Source organism: Pseudomonas sp. S3(2024) (genome assembly GCF_036861315.1).
Lineage (GTDB): Bacteria > Pseudomonadota > Gammaproteobacteria > Pseudomonadales > Pseudomonadaceae > Aquipseudomonas > Aquipseudomonas putida_A.
Map to the genome: position 1 here is coordinate 477,830 of NZ_JAZAQQ010000004.1, position 18,715 is coordinate 496,544.

The window sequence follows — 18,715 nt, forward strand, 5'->3', positions numbered from 1 at the left end:
GCAGGGTTTGTGGGAGCTGCATTGCACCCTGTGGGAGCGGGCTTGCTCGCGAAGGCGGTGTGCCAGACAAATAAATGTATTTGATGCACCGCTTTCGCGAGCAAGCCCGCTCCCACAGGGGATTTGAAAGCTGTAGAAACAACAAAGCCGCCCGAAGGCGGCTTTGTCAGGTGCGGGCTGAAGCTTAGTGCTTCTCGCCAGCCAGCTTGTGCTCGAGGTAGTGAATGTTCACACCCCCTTTGCAGAAGCCTTCGTCGCGGGTCAGTTCACGGTGCAGCGGGATGTTGGTCTTGATCCCGTCAACCACGATCTCGTCCAGGGCATTACGCATGCGCGCCATGGCTTCGTCGCGGGTGGCGCCGTAAGTGATCAGCTTGCCGATCAGCGAGTCGTAGTTCGGCGGAACTGCATAACCGCTGTACAGGTGCGAATCGACGCGAACGCCGTTGCCGCCCGGGGCGTGGAAATGCTTGACCGTGCCCGGGCTCGGCATGAAAGTTTTCGGGTCTTCAGCGTTGATCCGGCACTCCAGCGAGTGACCGTGGATCACCACGTCATCCTGCGTGAACGACAGCTTGTTGCCAGCGGCGATGCTGAGCATCTCCTTGACGATGTCGATACCGGTGACCATTTCCGAAACCGGGTGCTCCACCTGAACACGGGTGTTCATTTCGATGAAGTAGAAACGACCGTTCTCGTACAGGAACTCGAACGTGCCGGCGCCACGGTAGCCGATGTCGATGCACGCCTTGACGCAGCGAGCCAGAACTTCCTGGCGCGCCTGCTCGTCGATGCCCGGTGCCGGCGCTTCTTCGAGAACCTTCTGGTGACGGCGTTGCAGCGAGCAATCGCGGTCGCCCAGATGGATGGCGTGACCCTGGCCGTCGGACAGTACCTGAACTTCGACGTGACGCGGGTTGGTCAGGAATTTTTCCAGATAGACCATCGGGTTGCCGAACGCCGCGCCAGCTTCGGAGCGGGTCAGTTTCGCCGAGGCGATCAGGTCTTCTTCCTTGTGCACCACGCGCATGCCGCGACCACCACCGCCGCCTGCGGCCTTGATGATCACCGGGTAGCCGACTTCACGACCGATGCGCAGCGCCGTTTCTTCGTCTTCCGGCAGCGGGCCGTCGGAACCTGGAACGGTAGGCACGCCTGCTTCGATCATCGCGTGCTTGGCCGATACCTTGTCGCCCATCAGGCGAATGGTTTCGGCTTTCGGGCCGATGAAGGCGAAGCCGGAATTCTCGACCTGCTCGGCAAAATCGGCGTTTTCCGCGAGGAAACCGTAGCCTGGGTGAATGGCGGTAGCGCCAGTCACTTCAGCGGCAGCGATGATGGCCGGGATGTGCAGGTAGGACTGAGCGGCAGAAGCCGGGCCGATGCAGACGGACTCGTCTGCCAGACCCAGGTGCATCAGCTCTTTGTCGGCCTTGGAGTAAACGGCGACGGTCTTGATGCCCATCTCTTTGCAGGCACGCAGAATCCGCAGGGCGATCTCACCGCGGTTAGCGATCAGAACTTTTTCCAACTTCGCAGTCATCAAAGGCTCTCCGCAGTTCAAACGATGGTGAACAGCGGTTGGTCGTACTCAACCGGCTGGCCGTCTTCGACGAGGATGGATTCGATCACACCGCTGGTTTCAGATTCGATGTGGTTCATCATCTTCATGGCTTCGACGATGCACAGGGTGTCGCCTTTCTTCACGGTCTGGCCGACTTCAACGAAGGCTGGCGAGGTTGGCGAAGATTTACGGTAGAAGGTACCTACCATTGGCGAGCGGGCCACGGTGCCGTTCAGTGCCGGAGCAGCAGCGGCAGCCGGAGCGGCAGCAGCTACTGGAGCAGCGGCGGCAGGCGCAGCGGCCGGAGCCTGCATCGGCGCCGGAGCGTAGTACTGCTGAGCCGGGGTCTTGCTGTGACGGCTGATGCGTACGGACTCTTCGCCTTCCTTGATCTCGAGCTCGTCGATGCCGGACTCTTCCAGCAATTCGATCAGTTTCTTAACTTTACGGATATCCATGAATCATCAACTCCCAAGGGTCGGTCAGGGGCGTTTAACGCTTGTGGTTCAAGTCGTTGCCTGTGTTTCAAGCTGTTCTAGTGCGGCCTCCAGGGCCAGTCGGTAACCGCTGGCGCCAAGGCCGCAGATCACTCCCACCGCTACATCGGAGAAGTAAGAGTGATGGCGGAAAGGTTCGCGCTTGTGCACGTTGGACAAATGCACTTCGATGAATGGGATGCTCACTCCCAGCAGCGCGTCACGTAATGCGACACTTGTGTGTGTAAATGCTGCTGGATTGATCAGAATGAAATCGACACCCTCACCGCGAGCGGCGTGGATGCGGTCGATCAATTCGTACTCGGCATTGCTTTGCAGGTGCAGCAGATGATGGCCGGCTTCACGGGCGCGGCGCTCCAGATCCTGATTGATCTGCGCCAGGGTCGTTGACCCATAGGTGCCCGGTTCGCGGGTGCCGAGCAGGTTCAGGTTGGGGCCGTGCAGCACCAGTAGCGTCGCCATCTGCATGTTCCTTGTTATGAATGAGCAGTCGTCAGAACCCGGCGACTATGCCGCAAAGGCTTTGTGACTGTCCAGTTCTCTGCAATAGCCAGCACGATGACCGATGTTTGCGCGAAATTTGTGACTGAGTGATTTGATCCGGTCATTCCGCAAGATTTGCGGTGATACGAATGACGCTATCGCGAGCAGGCTCACTCCTACAGTTGAAATGCGTTCCCTTGTAGGAGTGAGCCTGCTCGCGATAGCGGTTTATCAGACGCGGAAGGCTTGCACGGCGGTATGCAGTTGCCCGCCCAATACCAGCAGGTTCTCGCCCTGTTCGCGACCTTCACCGATACGCAGCAGGTTATCCCCGCCCAATTGATGGATCCGCTCGCTGTGGTCGCGGATCTCGCTGACCGCGCCGCTTTGCCGGGCAGTGATGTCGGCGATACGTATCGCCGTGTCGGAAATGGTCTGGATCGCGCCGACGATTTTATCCAGCGCGCCGTCCGCCGCTTGTGCCTGATTGGCTGTGGCTTCGGCGTGTTCGACTTGCGCGCGCATGCCTTCGACCGATTGTCGGGCAGCAGTTTGCAGGCCGGCGATCAGTGTCTGGATCTCTGCCGTGGCGCCCGCCGTGCGTTGCGCCAGTGAGCGCACTTCCTCGGCCACCACCGCAAAACCACGGCCCATTTCCCCGGCCCGCGCCGCTTCGATGGCCGCGTTCAGGGCCAGCAGGTTGGTCTGGTCGGCGATCGAGCGGATCACCGTCAGTACTCCGCCAATGGTCGCCGACTCTTCGGCCAAATGCTCGATCATCTGCGCGTTGCCTTGCACCTCGCCGACCAGCGCGTGCAGGCCGGTGAGGCTCTGGCCGATCACGGTTTGTCCGTGTTCGACGGCCAGCCCGGCATGGCGACTGGCATCGGCGGCCTGCCGTGCATCGCCGGCAACCTGCTGAATGGTCGCTTCCAGTTCGCCCAGTGAATCGCGGATCAGCGCGGTGTCGCCGGCCTGATGTTCGGCACCGCTGTGCAGGTCGTTGCTCAGTTCGGCCAGGGTACGGCTGCTGTCGGCCACCTGTTCGGCATTGCCGCGAATCGTCCCGACCAGATCCACCAGATACGCGCGCAGGCGGTTCAGCGACGCTTCGATGTCATGCAGTTCGCGGTTGGTCTTGCCCAGTTGAATGTCGCTACTGAAATCGCCTTCGGCCCAGGTCGACAGCGCCGGGGCGAGGTTGGTCAGGGTGCGGGCGAGGCGCCGCTGCAGGGTGTCGATCAGCAGGGCGATCAACAGAATCAGGCCGATCATCACGCCCTGCATCAGGCGCACTTCGCCCTGAATCTGCCCGTGCTGGGCGCGTACCACCGGCTCAAGCCCGGCGATCGCCTGTTGCACGGCGGCGATCTTCAAATGGGTCGCGGTGCTCAGGTCGGTGCGTTTCTGGATCTGCTCGCGGGTACGTACCAGCTCCGCCGGGTAGCGACCGAGCAGGCTGTTGAGTTCGCGCTTGAGGCCGACCCCGGCGTCTTCGGCTGCGGCTTTTTCTGTGCTTTCGATGCCCATCATCGCGGCGAAATCATCACTGCCGGATTCATGCTTGGCGACCACGCCGAGCAGGGGCAGGGCGTCGATGGCCTGAGCCTGGGTGAGGATGTTGTCGACTTCGCGCTCGACGTCGGCGGCCAGTTCACTGCGGCCGCTGCTGACCAGTTTGTCGCGGGCCAGCGACAGCTTGCCCAAGTGCTGCGAAGCGACGAGCAGCGGCGTCAGATACGTCGCGTTGCCATTGGCGTAGGTGCTGAGTTGATCGAGACTGGCACTCAGTTCGCGTTCGGCTTGCAGCAGCAGTGCTTGCGGATCACCGGCCAGTTTGCCGGCGGCGAGCAGGTCGGTTTTGCTGAACTCTTCCAGGCTCGACAGGCTTGGCCGCAGGGTCTCGGCCAGTGCCGGCGGCAGTTCGCCGAGCTCCTTCTGCAGGCCGTCGATGGCCTGGCTGGCGCTGCTCAGGCGCAGGGCGTCGCCGCTGGCGAGGTAGTCCTCGACATTGCGTGCCACGTCATTCTGAAATTGCTGCGACAGGCCGAGGTAGCGCTCCATCAACAGATACGGACGCTCCAAGGCTTTTTGCGACCACCACAGCGTCGCGCCGAGGGCCACGCAGACGGCGACCAGCAGCAGAGTGTTGAGATTGGTGAGCAACTTCAGGCGCATGACGGCTACCAACGGCAGAAATGGTAAGCGCCTGAATTTATTGCGGTTCTGTTACAGGGTTATGACCGAATCAGTGGATTCCGATGAAAAGGTGGCACTTTGCTTTGAGTCGCGTGCGGTCTGCACTCGATTGCGTCCGGCACCTTTGGCGCGGTACAGCGCTTCGTCGGCCTGGCTGGCCATCATCAGGCTGTCGGAATCCTCGTGCATTTCCACCACGCCGGCGCTGAAGGTGCACCACAAATCGTGCGGTTGCGCCGGGTAGTGGATTTCGGCGAAGCGCTGGCGGATCTCGTCGAGCACTTTGTGCGCCGCTTCTATATCCGTGTCGGGCATGACGATGGCGAATTCTTCGCCACCGTACCGGCCGATGAAGTCGGTCTTGCGCAGGCGTTGCTTGAGGAACAGCGCCAGGCTCTTGATCACTCGGTCGCCCATCGGATGGCCGTGACTGTCATTGACTCGCTTGAAGTGGTCGATGTCGAGCATGGCAAAGCTCAGCGGCTTGTTCTCGCGACGGGCGCGGAACGAGCAGTCTTCGAGCAATTGCAGGATGTGCGTGTGGTTGTACAGGCCGGTGAGGCTGTCGCGGACCATGCGTGCCTTGAGGTTGCGCGCGCGGGCGGCGCGGTTGCGCACAGTCGTAATCAGATGCCGCGGCTTGATCGGTTTGGTCAGGAAGTCGTCGCCGCCCTCGCTCATGGCGTCGAGCTGCTTGTCTAGATCGTCCTCGGCCGAAAGATAAATGATCGGCACGCTGACGTAGCGGTCGTTGTGGCGGATGACCTTGGCCAGTTCGGTGCCGGTGCAGGCCGGCATGTACATGTCGAGGATGATCAAATCCGGCTGGAAGTCCGCCAGTTCGGCCATCGCCTGGATCGGTTCGATCAGGGTGCGAGTGACGATTCCAGCGCTGTTGAGCAGGCGCTCGGTGTGCAAGGCTTGGGCGCGGGAGTCGTCGATGATCAGCACTTTATAAGGTTCGTACTGGGCGACGCAGGTCAGGACTTCGATCTTCTCCAGCAGGCTCGACGCTTCGAGGGTGCCGGTGAGGAACTCCTGGCCGCCGGCGCGCACGGCGGCGAGGCGGGTCGGGGTGTCGGTTTCGTGCAGGCTGAAAAACAGCAGCGGCAGCGGTTCTTCCAGGCCAACCTGAGCTTCGGCAGCCAGTTGCAGGCCGACGCCTGCGCCGCTGAAGTCCACGTCCATGACGATCGCGGCGGGCAAGCGCTCGACCATCGAGGAGCGAAACGCCGCGACACTGTCCAGCGCCTGCGCGGTCAGGCCGAAAAACTCCAGCTGCTTGGCCAGCCGCTCGGCGCGGTCGTGATCCTGCAACATGACGTAGATCGGTTTGCGCAGTGGCGGCAGGAAGGTCTGGTCGAGTTGATCGCCATGGCGCAGACCGGTGCGCGACAGACGCTGCATCAAACGATTGAGGTCAGTGATCAGGCCGCTGCTCAGGCGTCCGCGATTGGCGTCCACCGCTTCCAGCGACTGGCCGATATGACGCGCGAGTTGCGTATGCTCGGGCTGCTCGAAGCGCTCGGCAAAACGCAGCAGGCGCAGATTGGCCTCGCTCAGTTCGGCGAGGTCGGCGGTGGACCACTCACTGCGTTGCAGGCGCTGCCATATCTCAAGAATCTGACGTGCCTGATGAATTACCCGCTGGGCAAAGTGGTGCTTGAGGCGCTCACGGCTGGGGTCTTCTGGCTCGGTCATATCCTGACTACTAGTTAGGGCGCATGCTGAGATCGACTGGTGGCTCTATGCTAGCACCTCTTTTCCCTTATATGAGTGTCGTGCATCAATAATCTGCGGTGCTGCACAATTCAGTTTCTGACCGAGCGGTATCGGATTGAACCTGTTCGTCGGTGAGCCTCCCGTAAACCGGGCATATGGTGCTGCTTGAAGCGTAAACAAGCCTGTGTGCACCACGCTGTGCTGCAGACAGACGCTAATCTGCAAATGCCTGTTTCGCAGCTTTGTTGATGGCGCTGTATCAGGGAAACCCCTAGAGAATTCGCGGGTCGATGCCGCGCGTTCCGTGGATTTTCTGCTTCTCTTCAATGGCGGGTGCCGGCCTTGGCACGTTGTTGTATGGTTGTGGTCGAACCGTTGAACCCAAGTGATTGAAAGGATATCGCCATGCTGGACTGGAAGAACCGCGCGGGCAGCGCGCCTGAACGTGCCGCTGAGCCGAAGTCGGCCACCCGCAGCTATGTGGGCGGGCTGTTGTTCAGCCGCGCGCTGGCCACGCTGATCGGCATTTATCTGCTGGTGACCATCGGCCTGGGCTGGTACTGGAGCCAGGAGCCGGCGCTGTTTCCGGTGGCACAAAACGCCCAGGCGGCTGCCGAGAAAGAAGGCAAGCAGATGGTCGTCGGCTACACCACGGTCGAAACCCTCAAGACCGTTGCCGGTACGTTGCTGAACAAACCGGGCGGCTACATTTCCAACGACCGTTTTCCGCCTGGCCTGTGGATGGACAACACCCCGAGCTGGGAATACGGCGTGCTGGTGCAGGTGCGTGACCTGACTCGTGCCCTGCGTAAAGACTTCGCCCGTTCGCAGTCGCAGTCGGCCGAAGATGCCGATCTGGCCAAGGCCGAACCGCGTTTCAACTTCGACAACAAGAGCTGGATCCTGCCGTCGAGCGAATCGGAATACCAGGAAGGCATCAACTCCCTGAGCCGTTATCAGGCGCGTCTGTCTGATCCAACGCAGAAAAACGCCTTGTTCTACGCCCGCGCCGATAACCTCAACAACTGGCTGGGCGATGTCGGCACCCGTCTGGGTTCGCTGTCGCAACGCCTGTCCGCCAGTGTCGGCCGGGTGAAACTCAACACCGCGCTGAAAACCGAAGTGCCGGCGGTTGGCGAAGTCCCGCAAGTTGACGAGGAAGTCGTAGAGACTCCGTGGATGCAGATCGACAACGTGTTCTATGAAGCACGCGGTCAGGCCTGGGCGCTGTCGCACCTGTTGCGCGCCATCGAAGTCGATTTCGCCGATGTGCTGGCGAAAAAGAACGCCACGGTCAGCGTGCGCCAGATCATCCGTGAACTGGAAGCATCGCAGGAGCCGGTCTGGAGCCCGATGATCCTCAATGGCAGCGGCTTCGGCGTGCTGGCCAACCACTCGCTGGTCATGGCCAACTACATTTCCCGGGCCAACGCCGCAGTGATCGATCTGCGTCAACTGCTCAATCAGGGCTGAGTCATGGTCGATAGCGCCAAAGAGGCGGCGCACCGCGCCGCCTCCGATGCCGAACAGATCGCCTGGGTCGACGAGCAGGACAACTTGCTCGGCGCCCTGGTGCGGGCCGATCTGCGTGAGCGCGGGCTGATCGGGCGCGGCACCTACATCATGTTGTTCAATTCCGCTGGTGAGCTCTGCGTACACCGGCGCACCCTGAGCAAGGCGATCTATCCCGGTTACTGGGATGTGGCAGCCGGCGGCATGGTGCAGGCCGATGAGACCTACGCCGAATCGGCGGCCCGCGAGCTGGAAGAGGAGTTGGGGGTGAGCGGGGTGGAACTGACCGCCCACGATCATTTTTTCTTCGAGGACACCGGCAATCGCCTGTGGTGCTCGGCATTTTCCGCGGTGTGGGACGGCCCGCTGGAACTGCAGCCGGAAGAAGTGCTGGAAGCACGCTTTATTCCGGTCGATCAGGTGCTGCAGGAAATCGAGCAAAAGCCTTACTGCCCGGACTCTCTGGCCGCGTTGAAGCGCTATCTGCAGGCGCAGCAGAGCGGCGTCGCAAAGAACACATAAATTGGCGCCGATTGGCTCTTAGCAATTGCGCTTTTTGCCGTTACACTGCGCGACCTTTTCAAGCTGCACCGACCTGCTTTTGTTCAAGCGCACGGTGCAGTAGCGCTGCCCCTGCCTGAGTGGGGCTTCGCGGTCGATGACCTTGCCCAAGGTCGCGATCAGTCTTTGTCCTCCCAAGAGGATTGCCGGTGGCCAAAAAAGCCGCATCCTTCGCCGCCCTTGGTGGCCTGGTATTTTCCACCGACGCAGGTCGTCATTGCCCGGAATGCAGTAAACCGGTGGACGCCTGTATCTGCAAACAAACCGTGATCCCGGCCGGGGACGGCATTGCCCGCGTGCGTCGCGAGAGCAAGGGCCGTGGCGGCAAGACGGTGACCACCATCACCGGCGTGCCACTGGCCGAAGACGCCCTCAAGGAGTTGGCGACAACGTTGAAGAAACGTTGCGGCACCGGTGGAGCGTTGAAGGACGGGATCATCGAAATCCAGGGCGATCATGTCGAGCTACTCTTGGCTGAGCTGATCAAACACGGTTTCAAAGCGAAGAAGTCCGGCGGCTAGCAGCCTCTGTGAAATCCATCTGCGGCTTGATCCGGCACTGAAGCAGTTCAGATCCGGCGTCGTCTCCATGGTTTTCACAGAGCCTGTTCATGACCGGTTTCTAAACTACACGCGGTCAGCGCGGTCTACCGCCGCGCTGACGAACCGTCATTTTCATTCTTTAGACTGCGCCGGCCTGCGATCAGGCGACGCACTATGACTTCTTTATAGGGGACTTCGATGTCCGTACGACGCACACGTAAAGACGATGGCAGCCAATGGACAGTTGCGGACAGCCGCAGTGTTTACGGGATTCGCCATTGGGGGGCCGGGTATTTCGCGATCAATGACGCCGGTCGCGTCGAAGTTCGTCCGAACGGCCCGAGCAGCTCACCTATCGACCTGTTCGAACAAGTCGACCAACTGCGCAAGAGCGGCTTGTCCCTGCCGTTGCTGGTACGTTTCCCCGACATCCTGCAAGACCGTGTCCGTCAACTGACCGGTGCTTTCGACTCGAACATCGAGCGCCTGGAATACCAGAGCAAGTACACCGCGCTGTACCCGATCAAGGTCAACCAGCAAGAAGCGGTGATCGAGAACATCATCGCCACCCAGAACGTTTCCATCGGTCTGGAAGCCGGCTCCAAGCCTGAGTTGCTGGCAGTGCTGGCACTGGCGCCGAAGGGCGGCACCATCGTCTGCAACGGTTACAAGGACCGCGAGTTCATCCGTCTGGCGCTGATGGGGCAGAAGCTTGGCCACAACGTGTTCATCGTCATCGAGAAAGAATCCGAAGTCGGCCTGGTGATCGAAGAAGCCGCCTCGCTCAAGGTCAAGCCACAGGTCGGCCTGCGCGTGCGCCTGTCGTCGCTGGCGTCGTCGAAGTGGGCGGACACTGGTGGCGAGAAATCCAAGTTCGGTCTGTCGGCGGCGCAACTGCTGTCGGTGGTCGAGCGCTTCCGCGCGGCCGGCCTCGATCAGGGCATTCGTCTGCTGCACTTCCACATGGGTTCGCAGATCGCCAACCTGGCTGACTACCAGCACGGTTTCAAGGAAGCGATCCGTTACTACGGCGAGCTGCGCAACCTGGGTCTGCCGGTCGATCACATCGACGTCGGCGGCGGTCTGGGTGTCGACTACGACGGTACCCACTCGCGCAATGCCAGTTCGATCAACTACGACATGGACGACTACGCCGGTGTCGTGGTCGGCATGCTCAAGGAATTCTGCGACGCGCAGAGCCTGCCGCATCCGCACATCTTCTCCGAAAGCGGCCGCTCGCTGACCGCGCACCACGCGATGCTGGTGGTGCAGGTAACCGACGTCGAGAAACACAACGACGAAATCCCGCTGATCGAAAACAAGGAAAACCTGCCGGAAACCGTGCAGTGGCTGGTGGACCTGCTCGGCCCGACCGATATCGAGATGGTCACCGAGACTTACTGGCGCGCCACGCACTACATGAGCGACGTGGCTTCGCAGTACGCCGACGGCAAACTGACCCTGGCGGAAAAGGCCCTGGCCGAGCAGTGCTACTTCGCTGTGTGCCGTCGCCTGCACAACTCGCTGAAGGCACGTCAGCGTTCGCACCGCCAGGTGCTCGACGAACTCAACGACAAGCTGGCCGACAAGTACATCTGCAACTTCTCGGTGTTCCAGAGCCTGCCGGACACCTGGGCGATCGATCAGGTGCTGCCGATCATCCCGCTGCATCGTCTGGACGAAGAGCCGCTGCGTCGCGCCGTGCTGCAAGACCTGACCTGCGACTCCGACGGCAAGATCAACCAGTACGTCGACGAGCAGAGCATCGAGACCAGCCTGCCGGTGCACGGTCTGAACGAAGGTGAAGACTATCTGCTGGGCGTGTTCCTGGTCGGCGCCTATCAGGAAATCCTCGGCGACATGCACAACCTGTTCGGTGACACCGACTCGGTGAACATCTACCAGAACGCCGATGGCAGCGTGTACCACGCCGGTATCGAGACCCACGACACCATCGAAGACATGTTGCGTTACGTGCACTTGTCGCCGGAAGAACTGATGACCCACTACCGCGACAAGTGCGCCAGTGCCCGCATCAGTGCCAGCGAGCGTACGCAGTTCCTCGATGCCTTGCGTCTGGGCCTGACCCGTTCCTCCTACCTGTCTTCCTGAGTCAGGTCTGTTGCACCGGGTTGTCTGAAATTTTCCCTCAAGCTGTGGAAAATTCGGATGACCCGGTGGGACATTTCCCAAATCCCCTGCGAAATAATTGCCTGCCACAGCCGGAGAAGTGATCCGGTCTGCTTTTCGCGTAGGTCATTTCCTAAGTTGTACTTCAGCTCTCTACTCGGCCATGGCTCTCGGCGAGAATCCCCGGCCGCCCCTCCTGTAGAGATCCGCCCATGTTCGAATCAGTCAACGAGCCGTCGTTTCGTCTCGATGTAACGGGGCTGCCCGAGCCCTTCGAGGTGCTGGCCTTTACCGGAAGTGAGGGCATCAGCGAACCCTTCGCCTTTGATATCGATCTGTTGATCAATGATCCGCAACTGGACCTGGCCGGCCTGCTTTTCCGCTCGGCGTTCCTGCAGTTCGGTCCCGGACACAATGGCCTGAGCGGGCAATTGCAGAGTGTCGTTCAGCATGAGCACGATCAGGGCGCCCGATTGTGTCGAGTGACGCTGGGACCGAAGCTGAGTTGTCTGGCGCTGCGTTTCAGTCAGCGGATCTTCAGCAGCCAGTGCGTGCCGAAGATCCTCGCGCAGGTGCTCAAGGAGCATGGGATCGTTGGTGCGCAACGACGTTTTGATTTGCAGTGCGAATACCCGGTGCACACTTTCTGCACCCAGTACCGGGAGTCGGACCTGCAGTTCGTGCAGCGGCTGTGCGCGCAGGCGCGGATCCACTACTACTTCGAGCACCGGCCGGACGGACACTGTCTGGTCTTTGTCGATGATCCAGGGCGTTTACCCGTGGCCGGCGCGGCGTCTGTGGACGATGGCGCGAGCACCCCGGCGGTAAGACGCTGGCAGATGCAGGTGGACGCCAGCGATGTGGACGCGGGTTCGGCGCAGGCCGGCAAAGCTTATGGCCACAGCGATCTGCCGACCTTGCGCGCCGCGCAGTGGCTGGCGTTGACCGCGCATCCGTTTGCCGAATGCAACCGCCGCTGGTTGCTGAGCCGGATCGAGCATCGTGCTGATCCCGCCAGCGAGCCGGCTTACAGCAACCGGATCGTCGCCGCCGCCCAGGCGCAACTGCCGACATTGACGAGCACTTGTGCCAGGCCGCGCATGCACAGTCTGCAACGTGCATGGGTAGTGACGGTCGATGAACCGCAGCCCGACGATCAACGGCCGGTGGCGGTGCAGTTCGACTGGCTTTATCAGGGTGAAGGCGCTGCCGCCAGCCACTGTTGGCTGCCGCTCGCAGCAGCGTTGAGCGACGCCTCACTGACATCGTTGCGCGAAGGCGTTGAAGTGGTGGTGAGTTTTCATGAAGGCGATCCGGATCAGCCGGTGATCAGTGGTGTGCTGCAGGAGCCGGCGGTGATCGAAGACTGCGAAGCGCCATTGGCGCTGCCGGACGTGCTGCCGAGCGCGGGCCTGGCGCAATGGCTCAAGTCTGCCGAACCGCTGTTGCTGATGTGCCTGATGCCCGGCGGCGGCAGTTACAACCACTGCACGGCGTCGATCTGCAGTTGCCGATTGGTGGCGTCGCTGGATCAGGACGGCGCCGCTTGAGCGGCGTCGGCTTTGCCCCGCAGGTACAGTGGCTGTTGCTCGATGGTGCCGATGCGCAGCAGGCGATGGCGACATTGCGCCTGGGGTTCGCCAGCGTACGTTGCACGCGGCTGTTCGAGGGCACCGAGTTTCAAGCGGTAAGCGAGCACGGTCCGCTGCTGGTCGACCTGCATGACTGCCCGGCACTGGCGGCGCTGTGTCAGCATGATCCGCAGACCTGGCGCGGGTTGTTGTTCGCCAGTGATGCCTCGCAGGCAGTAATGCTGAGCCACCTGCGACGGATGCTGACGGTCTCGTTCGGGCTCAATCACCGCGCCTTGCTCGGTTACTACAATCGACAGACAGCGAGTTATTTTTTCGACGCCTGTGATGCCGCCGACTTGAGCCGCTGGCTCGGGCCGATCCGCCTGGTGCGCTGGTTCGGTGGCACTTGGGCCGACCTCGCCATCGGCAGTCAAGGCTGGCAGCAACTGCGCAACCCGCAGTGGGTGGTCGAGCCGCTGGGGATCGACGAAAGCCTCACCCATCGTCAGCGCGAACGTTTGCAAAGCTGCTTGCTGGAACAACACATCTGGCGCTGGTGCCAATCAATGGGAACCGACTATGCGCGCATGGCCTCCCATGTGCAGGAGGGGCTGAGCCTGGGTTTCAGCGACCGTACGGTGCTGGATGGCTGGTTGTGGCTACGCTTGCAGCATCCCCGAGCGGTATTGCCAGACCTGCCGGACGGGCTGAGCCAGCAGGAACGTCTCGAGCATGTGCGGCGACAGTGGCAGAACGATCAATCTTGAGGTGCGACATCCATGACAAATCCTCTGTGGCAGCGGTTCGGCGCAGTCCTCGGCGGGTTTCTGCTGCTGGTGCTGACCGGATGTTCCCCGGTCAAGGTGCTCAATGCGCTGACCCCCGACGACACGTTCCACAAAACCGCCGGGATTGCCTATGGCGATGATCCGCGACAGAAGCTCGACGTCTACGTGCCGCGCCAGCCGCTGGAGGACGCGCCGGTGGTGGTGTTCTTCTACGGCGGCAGCTGGAACAGCGGTGATCGTGGCGATTACGCGTTTGTCGGCGAGGCGCTGGCGTCGCGGGGAATTGTCGCGGTGCTGGCGGATTATCGGCTCTACCCGCAGGTGCGCTATCCGTTGTTTCTTGAAGACTCGGCGCGGGCGGTGGCCTGGACCCGGGCCCATATCCGCGAGTTCTCCGGCAACCCGCAACGCCTGTACCTGATGGGCCACAGTTCCGGCGCTTACAACGCGGCGATGCTGGCGCTGGATCCGGGTCTGCTCGGTGCGGTGGGCATGACGCCAAAAGACCTCAGCGGCTGGATCGGCCTGGCCGGGCCGTATGATTTTCTGCCCATCAAGAATCCGCAGGTGCGTCCGGTATTCTTCTGGCCGGACTCACCGCCGCAATCGCAGCCGATCAACCATGTCAGGCAGGGCGAGCCTCCGGCACTGCTGATCGCCGCGACCAAGGACAATCTGGTCAACCCGACGCGCAACACCGCAGGCCTGGCGCGCAAACTGCGCGAGGCGGGTGTACCGGTGCAGGATCTGTACTACTCGCGCCCCAGTCATGTGACGCTGGTGGCGACCCTGTCGCGTCCGCTGCGGCGCTTGGCGCCGGTACTCGATCAGGTCGTCGCGTTCGTCAAACACACACCGGCTCAGTGAGCGGCACCGCAGAACCAGCCGTCGTTGCGCCGCAGCCACAGGGCCAGTGCGCCGAGGGTCAGGCTGCGCAAGACCATAAACAGCAGGAACGTTATCCACAGCCCGTGATTGCCCAGTCCCTGTAATGCCCAGGCGAACGGCAGCAGCAGGGCGACGGTCAGCAGCATGCCGTTGCGCATCTCCCGGGCTCGAGTGGCGCCGATGAACAGGCCGTCGAGCAAGTAGCTCCAGACCGCAATCAGCGGCAGTACCGCCAGATACGGCAGGTAGATGAACGCGGTATCGCGCACGCTCTGGATGTCGGTCTGCATCTCGATGAACAAGTGTCCGCCCAACAGAAACAGCGCGGCAAAACCGAGGCTGGCCAGCAATGACCAGCCGCCGGCCACCACCAGCGAACGGCGCAGGGCGAGCCGGTCGCGGGCGCCGATGGCGTGTCCGCACAACGCTTCGACCGCATGCGCCAGACCGTCCAGCGCATGCGCGGTCAGCAGCAAACCGTTGAGCAGCAGAGCATTGGCCGCCACCGTGGCATCGCCGAGCCGCGCGCCTTGCACGGTGATCAGGAAAAATACCGATTGCAGCGCCAGGCTGCGGATGAAAATGTCGCGGTTGACCGCCAGCAAAGGGCGCCAGCTCTGCCACACCTTCAACGCTGCCCAGACGATGTGCCCGGGATAGGCGCGCAATGCGCCGCGGGTCAGCCACAGGCCGAGCAGGGCGCCGCTCCACTCGGCAATCACCGAGGCCCGGGCCGAGCCGACCACACCCCATTCCAGACCAATCACGAACCACAGGTTGAGAGCGATGTTGATCAGGTTGGTGCTCAGCAGAATCGCCAGCGGCGCCCGGGCGTTCTGGGTGCCGAGGAACCAGCCGACCAGGGCGTAACTGGCCAGCGCTGCCGGCAGCCCGAATAACCGGGTGTGGAAGAACTCGCGGGTCAGTTGATCGAGTTCGGCCGACGGCTGCATGAAGTGCAGGGCCACACCGCTCAACGGCACGCCGAGAGTGCCGAGCAGGATCGCCAGTCCCAGCGCCAGCAGCAAACCCTGCAACAGAATCTGCCGTAACGCCGCGCCGTCGCTGCGCCCGGCGGCCTGGGCGGCAAACCCCGTAGTGCCCATGCGCAGAAAACCCATGGCCCAGGCGAGAAACGTGTAGAGGCTGGCGCCGACCGCCACTGCGCCCAACTGATGGGCGTGGGGCAGGTGGCCGATGACGGTGCTGTCAACCAGCGCCACCAGCGGCACGGAAATATTGGAAAGAATCATCGGCGCGGCGAGCGCCCAGACCTTGCGGTGAGTCGGGCGGTCGCGCCAGTCGGCAATCAGGTTGGACATGCGGGCTCCTTGGGGGAGCGGGGATTGTAGCGATTCGTGCGGCCTGCGATGCAACCAATGTGGGAGCGAGCCTGCTCGCGAAAGTGGTGTGTCATTCAGAGCAGTTTTGGCTGATCCACCGCCATCGCGAGCAGGCTCACTCCTACAGGGAGCTGTATCAGTGGATGATCCAGCTCAACAACCACAACCCCAACAGCAGCCAGATGATCCCGGCAATGATCGACGCATTCATGAACGCGCGAATCGCCGACCACAGCAGCATCAGGCCGACGATCAGCGCGAGGATGCTGATGATCGAAGTGTCCATGCCCAGCGTCTTCGCCAGGCCATCGACAAAATTGCCGCCGGCGTTGCTCAGAATGTTGAACAGGCCGCTGAGGCCGTCGACGATGAAACGGATGATCGAACCGAGTGCCTGACCGAGCCATTCGAAAAAGCTTTCTACCTGCATGTGTGCATCCTGATGAAAGAGCTGAGCCTTGGGCCACAACGCGGGTGGCCGAGTTCCCTGCAACTATAGAGGGTTTGCCTCAATCCTGTGTGGGAGCGAGCCATGGCCGCTTGCGTTCAGCCGACATCCCCCCGAAGCTATACGCCTTCAGGAGAGCCCGATGAACCTTGTTGAACTGACCGAACGCCTGCACGCCATTCGCGACCGCAATGACTGGCGGCAATTTCACAGCCCGAAAAACCTCGCCATGGCCGCCAGCGTGGAAATGTCCGAGCTGGTGGAAATTTTCCAGTGGCTGACCGAAGACCAGTCGCGCCAGTTGCCCGCGGACAAACTGGCGCATGCCGGGCAGGAAGTCGGCGACATCGTCCTGTATCTGTTGCTGCTGTGCAGCGAGTTGGGGCTGGACATGAATGAAGTGGTGCGCAGCAAGCTCGCCGACAGCGAACGGCGGTTCAGCTGATGAGCGACCGGCATTTCGATCAGTTGGCGACCCGTTTCGCCGAAAAAATCTACGGTGGCGCCAAAGGCGCGATTCGCCTCGCGGTGTTGCAGGCCGACCTGGCCGAAGCATTGCCGGACCGGCCGTTGCGCGTGCTGGACATCGGTGGCGGTCTGGGCCACATGTCGCTGTGGCTGGCCGAGCGCGGCCATCAGGTGACCTTTACCGAACCGGCTGAGCCGATGCTTGAGGGCGCCCGTCAGCGCTTCGCCGAAGCCGGGCAGAGCGCGACGTTCATTCAGGCGCCGTGGCAGGAGCTGCTCGGTCAGCTCACCGAGCCCTATGATCTGGTGATCTGCCACGCGGTGCTCGAATGGCTGGCCGAGCCACACGCAATCCTGCCGGTGCTGCATCAACTGACCAAGCCCGGTGGCTGGCTGTCGCTGGCGTTCTATAACCGCGATGCGCTGATCTACCGCAACCTGCTCAAGGGCCATTTCAAGAAAATGCGCAAAAACACCATGGCCGGTGAAAAGCAGAGCCTGACCCCGCAGCAGCCGCTTGATCCGCGGGAGCTGGCAACGCAACTCGAAGGGTTGTGGCAGGTCGAAACCCAGAGCGGGATCCGGGTTTTCCACGACTACATGCCGGTGGAATTCCAGGCCCGCGCCGAACTCGTGGATTTGCTGGAGATGGAGCTCGCTCACCGTCGCCACCCAAGCTTCGCCGGGCTTGGGCGTTACTTGCACTGGATCTGCCGGCCGATCTGATCGGAGCACCACATGAAAGCTCAATCCGGTTTATTGCTGATCTGTCTGGGGTTGGCCGCCTGCCAGGGCAGCAACCCGTATGTCGCGCAGTCGCGGCCGTTGCCGCCGGCGCCGCCGCAAGCGGCCAACACCTTCGATCGCAGCGCCTACCCGGCGCCGCCGCGTGATTACGGGCGCTATCGCAGTTGGGCCTGGCTCAACGGGCAGTTACCGCCGGGCACGGCCTGGGCCGACTCGGCGCAAGTGGCCGAAGCGGTGAGCAATGCGCTGGACCAACGCGGGTTGCGTCCGTTGCACGACAACCGTCCGGCCGACTTGCTGGTCAGCGCCAATCTGCGTCTGGAAACTCGCTTGCGGCAGGTGCAGGACGATTACGGTTACGGCGGATACAGTGGCTATGATCGCTACGGGCGCGGTTACGGCATGTACAACACTGTGCCGATTGTTCGCACCTATCAGGAGCAGGTCGTGGTGGTGCAGGTCAATCTGTTCGATGCCGGCACCGGTCAACCGGTGTGGAGCGCCAGCGCCGAGACCGCCAACCAGGGTAGCCAACTGGTGCGCACCGACGCCATTCGCGAGGCTCTGGAAAAAGCCCTGTCGGCCTATCCGCCGAGCTAGACTTCATGTGAGAACGCTTCGCAGTTCAGGCCTTCAACCGGAGAACAACCATGTTCCGTCGTCTCGCTTTACTGGCCATGGCCGCGCTGCTCAGTGCTTGCGCCGCCAATCAGCTCAACCATGACTTCGACGCCAGCCGCGACTTCGCCGCTTATCGCAGCTGGAGCTGGAAAGAACCGGCGCTGCAATATCGCCCGGATGATCCACGGATCAAGAGTGACCTGACCGAGCAACGCATCCGCCAAGCCGTCAGCGATCAACTTGATCAACGCGGTTTGCGTCCTGCCGCTGCGGGAGCCAAGGGCGACCTGAGCGTGCAGACCTACCTGATCGTCGAAGACCGTCAGCAGCAAGTCACCACCAACTACGGCGGCGGTTGGGGTGGCCCGTGGAACGGGTATTGGGGCGCGCCGATGTACAACGAAACCCGCAACATCACCTACAAGGTGGCAACGATCCAGATCGATCTGCTCGATGGCAAGGACGGCAAACTGGTGTGGCGTGGCAGCGATGAGCAGATGCTCAGCAGCACGCCGAACCCGCAGGATCGCAGCAACGCAGTGCGCGAAACCGTCAGCCGGATATTGGCCAACTATCCACCGCGCTAGTTCGCTGTAAAAAAAAGGGAGCCCAAGAGGCTCCCATTTTT

At 61.8% G+C, this 18,715-nt stretch carries 18 protein-coding genes; 11 read left to right on the top strand and 7 right to left on the bottom strand.

Annotated features, from left to right (window positions below; genetic code table 11):
* Positions 1 to 184 precede the first annotated feature (184 nt).
* From accC to gcbA, 5 genes are all read right to left on the bottom strand, one after another.
* Positions 185 to 1,543: an acetyl-CoA carboxylase biotin carboxylase subunit gene (accC, locus tag VLA07_RS13840; protein WP_333989464.1), complete on the bottom strand. Its 1,359-nt coding sequence runs from the start codon at positions 1,541 to 1,543 to the stop codon at positions 185 to 187.
* 17 nt (positions 1,544 to 1,560) lie between these two features.
* Positions 1,561 to 2,022, bottom strand: a complete 462-nt coding sequence (accB, locus tag VLA07_RS13845) for an acetyl-CoA carboxylase biotin carboxyl carrier protein (RefSeq protein WP_333989465.1) — start codon at positions 2,020 to 2,022, stop codon at positions 1,561 to 1,563.
* A 48-nt stretch (positions 2,023 to 2,070) separates the two neighbouring features.
* On the bottom strand, positions 2,071 to 2,523 hold the full coding sequence (gene aroQ / locus VLA07_RS13850) for a type II 3-dehydroquinate dehydratase (RefSeq protein ID WP_025111759.1): 453 nt from the start codon (positions 2,521 to 2,523) through the stop codon (positions 2,071 to 2,073).
* A 252-nt stretch (positions 2,524 to 2,775) separates the two neighbouring features.
* On the bottom strand, positions 2,776 to 4,722 hold the full coding sequence (locus VLA07_RS13855) for a methyl-accepting chemotaxis protein (RefSeq protein WP_333989466.1): 1,947 nt from the start codon (positions 4,720 to 4,722) through the stop codon (positions 2,776 to 2,778).
* A 51-nt stretch (positions 4,723 to 4,773) separates the two neighbouring features.
* Positions 4,774 to 6,444 (bottom strand): diguanylate cyclase GcbA, encoded by a 1,671-nt coding sequence (gene gcbA / locus VLA07_RS13860; RefSeq protein ID WP_027613596.1) that lies wholly within the window; start codon positions 6,442 to 6,444, stop codon positions 4,774 to 4,776.
* A gap of 426 nt (positions 6,445 to 6,870) precedes the next feature.
* Between gcbA and VLA07_RS13865 the strand changes: the two genes are divergently transcribed.
* From VLA07_RS13865 to VLA07_RS13895, 7 genes are all read left to right on the top strand, one after another.
* Positions 6,871 to 7,938, top strand: a complete 1,068-nt coding sequence (locus VLA07_RS13865) for a DUF2333 family protein (RefSeq protein ID WP_007963034.1) — start codon at positions 6,871 to 6,873, stop codon at positions 7,936 to 7,938.
* 3 nt (positions 7,939 to 7,941) lie between these two features.
* Entirely contained in the window at positions 7,942 to 8,499 is a 558-nt protein-coding gene (locus VLA07_RS13870) for an NUDIX hydrolase (RefSeq protein WP_333989467.1), read from the top strand.
* A gap of 188 nt (positions 8,500 to 8,687) precedes the next feature.
* On the top strand, positions 8,688 to 9,059 hold the full coding sequence (locus VLA07_RS13875; RefSeq protein WP_007914613.1) for a translation initiation factor Sui1: 372 nt from the start codon (positions 8,688 to 8,690) through the stop codon (positions 9,057 to 9,059).
* Between the two features lie 219 nt (positions 9,060 to 9,278).
* On the top strand, positions 9,279 to 11,192 hold the full coding sequence (gene speA, locus VLA07_RS13880) for an arginine decarboxylase (protein WP_003221289.1): 1,914 nt from the start codon (positions 9,279 to 9,281) through the stop codon (positions 11,190 to 11,192).
* Between the two features lie 230 nt (positions 11,193 to 11,422).
* Positions 11,423 to 12,760, top strand: coding sequence for a contractile injection system protein, VgrG/Pvc8 family (locus VLA07_RS13885; protein ID WP_115988292.1), 1,338 nt, complete (start codon positions 11,423 to 11,425; stop codon positions 12,758 to 12,760).
* Entirely contained in the window at positions 12,757 to 13,551 is a 795-nt protein-coding gene (locus tag VLA07_RS13890) for a DUF4123 domain-containing protein (RefSeq protein ID WP_333989468.1), read from the top strand. Before VLA07_RS13885 ends, VLA07_RS13890 begins: the two co-directional genes overlap by 4 nt.
* 12 nt (positions 13,552 to 13,563) lie before the next feature.
* Positions 13,564 to 14,439 (top strand): alpha/beta hydrolase, encoded by an 876-nt coding sequence (locus VLA07_RS13895; protein WP_115988290.1) that lies wholly within the window; start codon positions 13,564 to 13,566, stop codon positions 14,437 to 14,439.
* Here the strand turns inward: VLA07_RS13895 and VLA07_RS13900 are convergent.
* Positions 14,433 to 15,782, bottom strand: a complete 1,350-nt coding sequence (locus tag VLA07_RS13900; protein ID WP_333989469.1) for an MATE family efflux transporter — start codon at positions 15,780 to 15,782, stop codon at positions 14,433 to 14,435. The genes VLA07_RS13895 and VLA07_RS13900 overlap by 7 nt on opposite strands.
* A gap of 157 nt (positions 15,783 to 15,939) precedes the next feature.
* Entirely contained in the window at positions 15,940 to 16,233 is a 294-nt protein-coding gene (locus VLA07_RS13905) for a hypothetical protein (RefSeq protein WP_007963021.1), read from the bottom strand.
* A 160-nt stretch (positions 16,234 to 16,393) separates the two neighbouring features.
* Here VLA07_RS13905 and VLA07_RS13910 point away from each other — a divergent pair, with 160 nt between their 5' ends.
* The 4 genes from VLA07_RS13910 to VLA07_RS13925 are packed head-to-tail and all read left to right on the top strand — an operon-like array spanning position 16,394 to position 18,674.
* Positions 16,394 to 16,696 (top strand): MazG-like family protein, encoded by a 303-nt coding sequence (locus VLA07_RS13910; RefSeq protein ID WP_007951009.1) that lies wholly within the window; start codon positions 16,394 to 16,396, stop codon positions 16,694 to 16,696.
* Positions 16,696 to 17,445, top strand: a complete 750-nt coding sequence (locus tag VLA07_RS13915) for a methyltransferase (RefSeq protein WP_222016751.1) — start codon at positions 16,696 to 16,698, stop codon at positions 17,443 to 17,445. Before VLA07_RS13910 ends, VLA07_RS13915 begins: the two co-directional genes overlap by 1 nt.
* Before the next feature lie 12 nt (positions 17,446 to 17,457).
* Positions 17,458 to 18,066 carry a DUF4136 domain-containing protein gene (locus VLA07_RS13920; RefSeq protein WP_134785349.1) on the top strand — a complete coding sequence of 203 codons (609 nt, stop codon included), beginning with the start codon at positions 17,458 to 17,460 and terminating at the stop codon, positions 18,064 to 18,066.
* 50 nt (positions 18,067 to 18,116) lie between these two features.
* Positions 18,117 to 18,674: a DUF4136 domain-containing protein gene (locus VLA07_RS13925; RefSeq protein ID WP_333989470.1), complete on the top strand. Its 558-nt coding sequence runs from the start codon at positions 18,117 to 18,119 to the stop codon at positions 18,672 to 18,674.
* Positions 18,675 to 18,715 lie beyond the last annotated feature (41 nt).

What these genes read in the sequence shown, in the direction of transcription:
- accC (WP_333989464.1), bottom strand. Translation starts at nt 1,543, where the DNA reads ATGACTGCGAAGTTGGAAAAAGTTCTGATCGCTAACCGCGGTGAGATC.
- accB (WP_333989465.1), bottom strand. Translation starts at nt 2,022, where the DNA reads ATGGATATCCGTAAAGTTAAGAAACTGATCGAATTGCTGGAAGAGTCC.
- aroQ (WP_025111759.1), bottom strand. Translation starts at nt 2,523, where the DNA reads ATGGCGACGCTACTGGTGCTGCACGGCCCCAACCTGAACCTGCTCGGC.
- VLA07_RS13855 (WP_333989466.1), bottom strand. Translation starts at nt 4,722, where the DNA reads ATGCGCCTGAAGTTGCTCACCAATCTCAACACTCTGCTGCTGGTCGCC.
- gcbA (WP_027613596.1), bottom strand. Translation starts at nt 6,444, where the DNA reads ATGACCGAGCCAGAAGACCCCAGCCGTGAGCGCCTCAAGCACCACTTT.
- VLA07_RS13865 (WP_007963034.1), top strand. Translation starts at nt 6,871, where the DNA reads ATGCTGGACTGGAAGAACCGCGCGGGCAGCGCGCCTGAACGTGCCGCT.
- VLA07_RS13870 (WP_333989467.1), top strand. Translation starts at nt 7,942, where the DNA reads ATGGTCGATAGCGCCAAAGAGGCGGCGCACCGCGCCGCCTCCGATGCC.
- speA (WP_003221289.1), top strand. Translation starts at nt 9,279, where the DNA reads ATGTCCGTACGACGCACACGTAAAGACGATGGCAGCCAATGGACAGTT.
- VLA07_RS13885 (WP_115988292.1), top strand. Translation starts at nt 11,423, where the DNA reads ATGTTCGAATCAGTCAACGAGCCGTCGTTTCGTCTCGATGTAACGGGG.
- VLA07_RS13895 (WP_115988290.1), top strand. Translation starts at nt 13,564, where the DNA reads ATGACAAATCCTCTGTGGCAGCGGTTCGGCGCAGTCCTCGGCGGGTTT.
- VLA07_RS13900 (WP_333989469.1), bottom strand. Translation starts at nt 15,782, where the DNA reads ATGTCCAACCTGATTGCCGACTGGCGCGACCGCCCGACTCACCGCAAG.
- VLA07_RS13905 (WP_007963021.1), bottom strand. Translation starts at nt 16,233, where the DNA reads ATGCAGGTAGAAAGCTTTTTCGAATGGCTCGGTCAGGCACTCGGTTCG.
- VLA07_RS13910 (WP_007951009.1), top strand. Translation starts at nt 16,394, where the DNA reads ATGAACCTTGTTGAACTGACCGAACGCCTGCACGCCATTCGCGACCGC.
- VLA07_RS13915 (WP_222016751.1), top strand. Translation starts at nt 16,696, where the DNA reads ATGAGCGACCGGCATTTCGATCAGTTGGCGACCCGTTTCGCCGAAAAA.
- VLA07_RS13920 (WP_134785349.1), top strand. Translation starts at nt 17,458, where the DNA reads ATGAAAGCTCAATCCGGTTTATTGCTGATCTGTCTGGGGTTGGCCGCC.
- VLA07_RS13925 (WP_333989470.1), top strand. Translation starts at nt 18,117, where the DNA reads ATGTTCCGTCGTCTCGCTTTACTGGCCATGGCCGCGCTGCTCAGTGCT.